Annotated in this window: 9 protein-coding genes and 1 pseudogene; all 10 read right to left on the bottom strand. The window is 49.0% G+C overall.

Annotated features, from left to right (window positions below; translation table 11 throughout):
• Positions 1–82: 82 nt before the first annotated feature.
• The 10 genes and pseudogenes from DXA13_RS18860 to selD all read right to left on the bottom strand — a co-directional run bounded on the left by DXA13_RS18860 (position 83) and on the right by selD (position 7,730).
• Positions 83–1,012, bottom strand: coding sequence for a LysR family transcriptional regulator (locus DXA13_RS18860; RefSeq protein ID WP_118246575.1), 930 nt, complete (start codon positions 1,010–1,012; stop codon positions 83–85).
• Positions 1,009–1,518, bottom strand: a complete 510-nt coding sequence (locus DXA13_RS18855; RefSeq protein ID WP_118246574.1) for a dihydrofolate reductase — start codon at positions 1,516–1,518, stop codon at positions 1,009–1,011. Before DXA13_RS18855 ends, DXA13_RS18860 begins: the two co-directional genes overlap by 4 nt.
• Positions 1,515–2,420, bottom strand: a complete 906-nt coding sequence (locus tag DXA13_RS18850; RefSeq protein ID WP_118246573.1) for an MBL fold metallo-hydrolase — start codon at positions 2,418–2,420, stop codon at positions 1,515–1,517. The genes DXA13_RS18855 and DXA13_RS18850 overlap by 4 nt, the downstream gene beginning before the upstream one ends.
• Positions 2,421–2,434: 14 nt before the next feature.
• Positions 2,435–3,055, bottom strand: a complete 621-nt coding sequence (locus tag DXA13_RS18845; protein ID WP_118246572.1) for a hypothetical protein — start codon at positions 3,053–3,055, stop codon at positions 2,435–2,437.
• Positions 3,052–3,633: a nucleotidyltransferase family protein gene (locus tag DXA13_RS21140; protein WP_181995745.1), complete on the bottom strand. Its 582-nt coding sequence runs from the start codon at positions 3,631–3,633 to the stop codon at positions 3,052–3,054. The genes DXA13_RS18845 and DXA13_RS21140 overlap by 4 nt, the downstream gene beginning before the upstream one ends.
• Positions 3,633–4,457, bottom strand: a complete 825-nt coding sequence (gene yqeB / locus DXA13_RS21135) for a selenium-dependent molybdenum cofactor biosynthesis protein YqeB (RefSeq protein ID WP_243009227.1) — start codon at positions 4,455–4,457, stop codon at positions 3,633–3,635. Before yqeB ends, DXA13_RS21140 begins: the two co-directional genes overlap by 1 nt.
• On the bottom strand, positions 4,433–5,320 hold the full coding sequence (yqeC, locus tag DXA13_RS18835) for a selenium cofactor biosynthesis protein YqeC (RefSeq protein ID WP_118246571.1): 888 nt from the start codon (positions 5,318–5,320) through the stop codon (positions 4,433–4,435). The genes yqeB and yqeC overlap by 25 nt, the downstream gene beginning before the upstream one ends.
• Positions 5,317–5,517: a DUF3343 domain-containing protein gene (locus DXA13_RS18830; RefSeq protein ID WP_347559930.1), complete on the bottom strand. Its 201-nt coding sequence runs from the start codon at positions 5,515–5,517 to the stop codon at positions 5,317–5,319. Before DXA13_RS18830 ends, yqeC begins: the two co-directional genes overlap by 4 nt.
• Before the next feature lie 31 nt (positions 5,518–5,548).
• Positions 5,549–6,684, bottom strand: a pseudogene (locus DXA13_RS18825) (aminotransferase class V-fold PLP-dependent enzyme).
• The gene (gene selD, locus DXA13_RS18820; RefSeq protein ID WP_118246570.1) at positions 6,681–7,730 is read right to left on the bottom strand and encodes a selenide, water dikinase SelD; all 1,050 of its coding nucleotides are present in this window, start codon (positions 7,728–7,730) and stop codon (positions 6,681–6,683) included. Before selD ends, DXA13_RS18825 begins: the two are co-directional and overlap by 4 nt.

The following is a 7,730-nucleotide window of genomic DNA, read 5'->3' as shown; positions in this document are numbered from 1 at the left end:
TCAGATTGTTTAGTTATTTTAACTAACAATCTGAGTATAGCACATCAAACATAGGATGAACAGATCCAAAAATGGCATACAGCTATATATTTTTATGTATAATTCCAATTCCCATCGCCCATGCCTTGTTTTTTACAATCTCCATAAAACGCTCTTCACTTCTCGTAATCCGGCGTTCCCTTCGGTAAACAAAGGCGTCTTTATAATCATTTTCAGGACTTTCCCATGGAACGGCCGCCAGACCCCTGCTTTTGAGCCACTCTTCCCCGGCAGGCGGACTCCACAAATATGCATTTCCCGCTTCATAAAGGGCTTCATAAAGGCTGCTTCGTCCTGATATTTCGATTCTGTCTCTGCCTCTTGGAAGGCTTCCCTCCATTCCCGGCAGTAAGACACCGTCCCGGCAGCAGATTTCCGGACATGTTTCCAGCATTGCCCTGGATACAGTTCCACATTCAGCAAAAGGATGGCCCTTTTTTACGATAATCTGATATGGAAATCGCGCAAACTCCTCACATACCACATCTTCTTCGTAAAGAAGTTTCTGGTTGAACCGGTCCCCCAACGTCCTGTACCGTATAATCCCCAGCCTGTATTTTTTCTGACTGATCCCTTCTAGAATCTGCTTTACTCCTGTCTCTTCATAAAGGCAGCTTTTGTCGTTCATTCCCGTATTCTTTCCAATAAACTGCAAAAATGCGCTCCAAATATGATCTCCATATACGGTACCAATCCTGGCTCCCCGTATCCGTTCTTTCTTTTTGCTGCAAAGCTGCTCCATTTCATCCAGCTTAGCAAGAATCTCCTTCGCATGGCGCAGAAATTCTTCTCCGTCTTCCGTCGGTACGATTCCGTGCCCAGTCCTGTAAAAAATCTGAAATCCCAGCTCCTGTTCCAGATTTTTGACCGCCTTGCTCAAATGAGGCTGGCGCATATATAAATTTTCAGCAGCTTGGGAAATGGAACCTGTTTTCTCCACCTCCGCAGCATATTTTAAGTATTGAAGGTTCATAATATTTCCTTTTTTTCCCTGACTCTCCGGTACATACGGAAGGTATAACACAGGTTAAAATACGTCTGTTCCTCACTTTCCAGAACCATCTTCCACTCCGTATCCCTGTCAAGATTGACAAACCAGGTGTCCGCCTCATATTCATAGTCAATCCAGGTCACGTGAGCCGTATCACAGTATGGCAGGAACTGTTCATAAATGCTCTGTCCTCCTGCTATAAAAATATCTTCATCCGGGTATTTCTTCAGTTCCTCCAGCGCCTCTTCCACCGAGTGGCAGATCACTGCGCCCTTAACTCTATAATTTATGTCTCTCGTAAGGACAATATTTGTACGCCCGTAAAGCGGCTGTCCGCCCGGCAGGCTTTCCAGTGTCTTCCTTCCCATGACGACAATCTTTCCCAGTGTCTCTTCCCGAAACAGCTTTTGATCATCCGGTATGGAAACAAGGAGACCTCCCTGGTTCCCGATTGCCCATTTTCTGTCTGCAGCAACAATGATATTCATCTTTCCTCATCTCCTTGACAAAATTCCCGTTTGATTACCCGCAGCATGTACTTTGTATTCTCTGCATATGCCCTGTACGGCTGGTATTTCCGCACAGATTTCGTCCAGTAATACTGTTCCAGATCATGTATCATATCAACTTCACTTTTACCTGATTTCAATTCTTCTAAATACCGTATCTTTGCCAGACTGTATGCTCTTCTCATATCGTTCCAGACTTCATCATACATTTCCATGTATCCCCAGTGGGAAAAGAGCAGACCGTCCGGTTTTTGCGCCTCCAGTTTATCAATGGAACGCACTGAGTCCTCGAAGCTCACAAGAGAAACCGGTATAAATGTGCCGTCGGCAGGAGCTCCCGTAGTCTCGCTGCACAGAAGAAGGCTTTCCCTTTCCCCTTTTTTCCGAATTCTGTAGGACAGACAGTCTTTCGTATGGCCCGGCGTCGCAATGGCTGTTACAGAGTACTCTCCCATCTCGACCGTTTCCCCATCATTCAGTTCCCGGTCCACCTGAAGGCTTTCATCCCCATATTCCGGCGAACCGTCATCGACCATTCGTCCTTCCGCCCTCCTGTCCTCTGCCGCCGTCTGATTCATCTGCCGAATCATCTTCAGCGCAGATTCTTTTTTCAACACGCCCGCCGCATATGACGCGGCGTAAACCATAAGGGACGGCCACCTTTTCCTGAGCATGGGAATGCCGGAAATGTGATCGTAGTGAGAATGAGTCAGAAATACGCCGTCCAGCTTTCCCCCGGAAACCGCCTGTTCAATTCGGTCAGCAAGGCGTTCTCCGCAGTAAGCCATATCCGCATCAAAGATAAAGTTTTTACTGCCTCTGATTAAAAATACATTTCCTGGCAAATCGCCGCCCACATCCAACATCCATTCTTTCATCATTTGAATTCCTTTTCCTATTCTTCCGCAATAATCAGCTCCCTGGCATATGGCAGTGTTTTAATCCAGTCGCAGAATTCATGCCATTCCGTCAATTTATGGTTCATTCTGGCATGATAAATATTAATCAGAGTCTCGTAGTTGAATGAGCATGTCCTCATCTGATTATAGCTGGACGGAAGGAGCTGAATCATATCATACCAGTCTTCCTTGTTCTTATTTTCAATATAACGGAGCCTGATTTTCTCCAGTTCCTCCACAACCGTCTGCAAAAAGGCAGCTGTCCCTTCTGTCATATGATCGTGGCTGAAATCATCCATCGAGAACGGTTTGCTGTGGATCTTATGCATGGTGCTGGTGGAATTTGCCACGGTTCCGACTTTATATGTGTCATATTCCTTCCACCAGTACATCGGCGCCGTAATATCCACAGACACAAATATCTGGCGGATAAATTTTCTGTGGTCGCTTCCCGCTTTTCTCAGCCTCTTTGCCAGATCCAGATCATTCGGTCCCAGTATATAATTTCCGCTGCCGTCGTAAAAGCTGTCCATCCGGTTCCAGCTGTTCATCGGATTCCTGGCTCCCCTTATCGCATTTTCCATATTCATTACACTTGTTCTTTCCAGTAAAATCATAAACTCCTCCTTATATCGATATCTTCCAGTTCTCTTTCATCATCTGCTTCAAATACGTATACATCATCCTGATATTTGGCAATCAGGCTCCGGCCGCCTCTGTCACCTTCTAATTCTCTCAGGCGTTCAAAGTATGTGGACGAGAATACGGCAGGATTACCCAGCCGCCCCTGGTTTCCAAGACAGCCTAATCCCTTTCCGCTTTTTTCCCATCCCTCCAGGAACTTCCCGACAGTGCTTCCCTTAAGATACGGCTGATCACATACGGCAAAGCATACCGCCGTTCCTTCCTCCCCTGCCCTTTCCACAGCAGCGTCAAGGCCTAGTCTGACTGACCAGGAAAGGCCCCGTTCAATATTGTGGTTCCTGACGATTCGGTATCCTTTTGTCTCCATCACCTGGGCGATTTCCTCATATTGGGTCACCACGATCTTATCAGCAAAAATTTGTTCCGCATTCTCCCGGATTTCATCGGCAATATGGCGGTACATCGGCTTTCCCTCAATTTCCTCCAGCAGTTTATTGCCGCCGAATCGCCGGCTGCCTCCTGCCGCCAGAAGTACAAGTGAAATCTTCATCAGCTTTCCCTCCTTTTATGATCCAGGGCCAGAATCGCCTCCAGAACGCCGCCCCCTACAGCCCTTGCCTTATCGGATACCGTATAACAGTTTTCTTTTACATCTCTCGGATCCACGTCTCCGGCCTTCATACCTGATACTACTGATACGCCATCCTGCAGAAGTCCCCGTATCACCCCTTGAATTTCCGACAGAACGAGCACTCTGCTCCCATCTTCTTTTTCCACATATCCAACCGCGCTGCCGGCCTCTGCCCGGTCTCCAATCGACACGGTGCCATAAAAAGTCCCGCCGCACGGCGCCTTTATAAGGCGTTCTTTCGCAAATCCGCCGATCATTCCGGGAACTCCCGTATTGGGCACGGCACCTCCGTTCCAGATACACCGCCCCAGATCGTGGCCTCTCTTTGTCTCGATCACACAATGACAGTCCGTTCCGGCCTCAAATCCAGGTCCGACGCCGATGACTGTCCCGGCATCTGTTATCGATGTTCCCATATTGCGTTTGGCTATAATAGCGTCCACCAGAATATCCGGCTTCCACTGACTCCGGATTCTGCATGCTTCATCCACCATCACAGCAATTCTACCCTTATCCACAGCTTCCCCGATTTCTTCCAGGTTTGTACACAAAATGCCTGTAATCCCTTCCACAACGGCCTCATTTTCATAAACGGCTCTGGAAAATGCAACCGTTCTTCTGACAGTTGTCGGGACTGCCGTCTCCGTCATCACAATCGAAAACCCGCAGTTATGGAGACGACAGGCGATGCCTGTTGCCAAATCGCCCGCTCCTTTTATCAATACCCTTTTTTCTCTGTCCAATGAGAGCCTCCTTTCTCTTCGCACACTTCTGAAAAGCTCGTGCAGAGACAGCCTGTACAGTGCTTCTCCACCAGGGAAAGTATTCTCTCAGCCTTCTTCCTGTCTTCGATCTCATCCCCCTGATTCAGAACAATGCGGTATTCCCTGTTTCCAATATCCTTTTTCGTCCCGCATGCATCGGTCAGAATGGCCGCAGTACTTTCTTCCGTCACTATGTCACCGGTAAAAAAACGTCCCGCATATTCGGGGCGGAAACATACTTCTCTCCAAGGCTTTCCGACTGCGTTCAGTCCTGCACAGCCGATCACCAGTGATGTTTCCGGCAGAATAACTGGTTCCCAATCTGCAGGCACCTTCAGAGGAAGCCGCCTGGAACCGTCCGCCTCCACCAGCAGGAAATCGGCCCAGTTTTTCAATTCATTCACCAGATCAGGGGGCAGTGAAGCCAGTTTCTTTTCTCCTTCCCCAGATGCGCTGTAGTCGGTTCCTGCAACGATAAATCCACCGGACAGATTTCTCTTTTTCTCTGCACGCTTCAGTCTCTCTCTGAACTCATTCCGGCTCGTTTTATCTATTTCTGGCGAAATGAAAATAGGAATCCCGTCATCCGGCCTCAAAATATGGGTCGTCGTCGTTACTGCGGTTCTGAATCCCGCTGCCGACAGTTCTTCCGCCAAACGGTACATGACGGCCGTCTTTCCTCCTGCGCCGGTCAGTGATACAATATAGGGGAGTCTCTTTTTTCTGCAGAACGCAGACTTAACAGCAGCTTCTTCTGGTCCAAGTCCGGCAGCTTCTGCCAGACCCTTATGGTACCTGACAAGCCGTCCATCCTCCATTGTCCATATTTTTACTGTTCTCATATCATAAAAATGCCTGCGGACTCAAATCCCAGGTTCTTCCGTTTCATATACTCCAAAAGCTCTGTGCCTGATTCTTCCGGAGCGCTCCAGGCGAGGCCGCAGCCGGCCGATATAACCGTTGGAAGCGGAATCAGGCGGCCGGCAATATGATCCTTCCGGCAGGCTTCTTCCATGGCTATCGCTCCGTAGTCGTACAAAAGGAAACAACCATCCTGTTTTCTTTCTTTCTCATATTTCCCACGCCAGCTCCTTTACTGCATTTATTGCCTGCATGATTTCCTCTTCTGTATTCTGCCATGAGAGGCTGAATCTTACGGCTCCCTGTTTTTTCGTCCCCAGCGCCTCGTGAAACAGCGGCGCACAATGGCCTCCCGGCCTCGTCATGATCTCATGGCGCACTGACAGTTCATCAGATACGTAAGAAGAATCCATGTCGTACAGATTCACGGCCACAATGGGCGCTCTCATTTTATTTGTAAAATTGCCGTAGACCGTCACGCCGTTAATGGATGACAGTCCTTTATAAAGCATTTCAGCCAGAAGGAGCTCCTTTTTCAATATTTTTTCCCGGCCGATCGCATCCTGATACAGAATCGCCGCATAAAGTCCGGCAGCTCCGTGGCTATTGACCGTTCCTGCTTCCAGTGCCTGGGGCATGCGATCCGGATGTCTTCTGGAAAACGTCTGCATTCCGCTGCCTCCGACGACAAGTGGACGTACCGTCACACCGCGTCTGACGCATATTCCTCCGATTCCCTGAGGCCCCATCATGCTTTTATGGCCTGTAAAGCACAGGATATCTATTCCCATGTTTTCCATATCGATCGGAAATATACCGGCTGTCTGTGAAGCATCTACAATAAATAAAAGATTGTAATGACGGCAGATCCGGCCCGTACCTTCCAGATCGATCATATCACCGGTAAGGTTGGAAGCATGTGTACATATGACGGCCTCGTATTCTTTCTGACTGCGGATTTAAAATCTTCCGGCCGGATCTGTCCGTCGTGCAGCGGCAGAATTGTCAGCTGTACTCCAAGTTCTTCCATCTGATAAAGGGGACGCAGTACCGAATTGTGCTCCATTACGGTCGTTATCACATGATCACCCGGCGATAAGGTACCTTTTACAGCCATGTTCAGGCTTTCTGTGGAATTAGCTGTAAATGCCACGCACTCTGGTGCAGCCGCCCCAAAGAGCTTTGCCAGTCTTTCTCTCGTTCTGTACAGGGTCCGCGCCGCATCCAGAGAAGCTTCATGGCTGCCTCTCCCTGCATTTCCCATGCTTCTCATGGCCTCTGCCACAGCCTGGATCACAGGTTCCGGCTTGCAGATCGTCGTCGCTGCATTATCCAGATATATCATCGTATCAGCCTCACACTCTTTTCTCCGCGCGCCTCTGCCTTTCCGACAGCGGCATATTCTGTCTCCAGCCCGTATCTGCTAAAATCCTCAAGAATTTTCTCCGCCGTCTGTTCATCTGCACTGATCAGGAGGCCGCCGGACGTCTGCGGATCAAAAAGCAGGTCCTGTTCAAAGACCTGAGAAGAGCCAAAATCTACTTTACTCTCCAAAAACTGACGATTCCTGTAGGCGCCCTCCGGCACCAGCCCCATTTTTGCATATTCCGCTGCTTCTCTTTGAATCGGAAGCCGGTCCAGTTCTATGGCAATCGTAACGCCGCTTCCATCTGCCATTTCAATTCCATGGCCTGCCAGTCCAAATCCCGTCACGTCCGTGCAGCTGTGAATCTCAAATTTTTCTATGATTTCTTTCGCCTTCCTGTTCAGCGACGTCATCACACGGATCACTTCCTGTTCTGCTTCTTCTGAAGCCGCTTCTGCTTTCACCGCCGTATTTACGATTCCTGTTCCCAGAGGTTTCGTTAGAATCAGTACATCTCCCTGCTGCGCGCCGCAGTTTTTAAACATCCGGTCCGGATGGACGAAGCCCGTTACGCTCAGACCATATTTCGGCACATCATCCTGAATGGAATGGCCTCCTGCCAGAACGGCTCCTGCTTCCCTTACCTTATCCGCTCCGCCTTTCAGTATTCTGCCTAATATTTCAGGATTCACACAGTTGGGCCACGCTACGATATTGAGGGCAATTTTCGGTTCACCCCCCATGGCATAAATATCGCTCAGAGCGTTCGCGGCAGCCACCTGGCCAAACACATAAGGGTCATCTACCATGGGCGGAAAAAAATCCAACGTCTGTATCATAGCCAGGTCCTGGCTAATACGGTATACGGCTCCATCGTCATTCGTTTCAATTCCCACCAGCAGATTCCCGTCGTTTGACATCGGAAGCCCTTTTAAAATCTCCTGGAGCATTCCAGGACCAATTTTTGCAGCACATCCGGACGCATGAGACATCTGAGTTAAACGCACTTCTTCATCCGGTATCAT

It is taken from the genome of Clostridium sp. AM58-1XD, assembly GCF_003464085.1.
GTDB lineage: Bacteria > Bacillota > Clostridia > Lachnospirales > Lachnospiraceae > Lachnoclostridium_A.
Note: the sequence above shows the minus strand (reverse complement) of the source record. Positions and strands in the feature narration are given on the sequence as shown.

Coding starts and splice junctions, on each gene's coding strand:
- DXA13_RS18860 (WP_118246575.1), bottom strand. CDS start 1,012: ATGAACCTTCAATACTTAAAATATGCTGCGGAGGTGGAGAAAACAGGT.
- DXA13_RS18855 (WP_118246574.1), bottom strand. CDS start 1,518: ATGAATATCATTGTTGCTGCAGACAGAAAATGGGCAATCGGGAACCAG.
- DXA13_RS18850 (WP_118246573.1), bottom strand. CDS start 2,420: ATGATGAAAGAATGGATGTTGGATGTGGGCGGCGATTTGCCAGGAAAT.
- DXA13_RS18845 (WP_118246572.1), bottom strand. CDS start 3,055: ATGATTTTACTGGAAAGAACAAGTGTAATGAATATGGAAAATGCGATA.
- DXA13_RS21140 (WP_181995745.1), bottom strand. CDS start 3,633: ATGAAGATTTCACTTGTACTTCTGGCGGCAGGAGGCAGCCGGCGATTC.
- yqeC (WP_118246571.1), bottom strand. CDS start 5,320: ATGAGAACAGTAAAAATATGGACAATGGAGGATGGACGGCTTGTCAGG.
- selD (WP_118246570.1), bottom strand. CDS start 7,730: ATGATACCGGATGAAGAAGTGCGTTTAACTCAGATGTCTCATGCGTCC.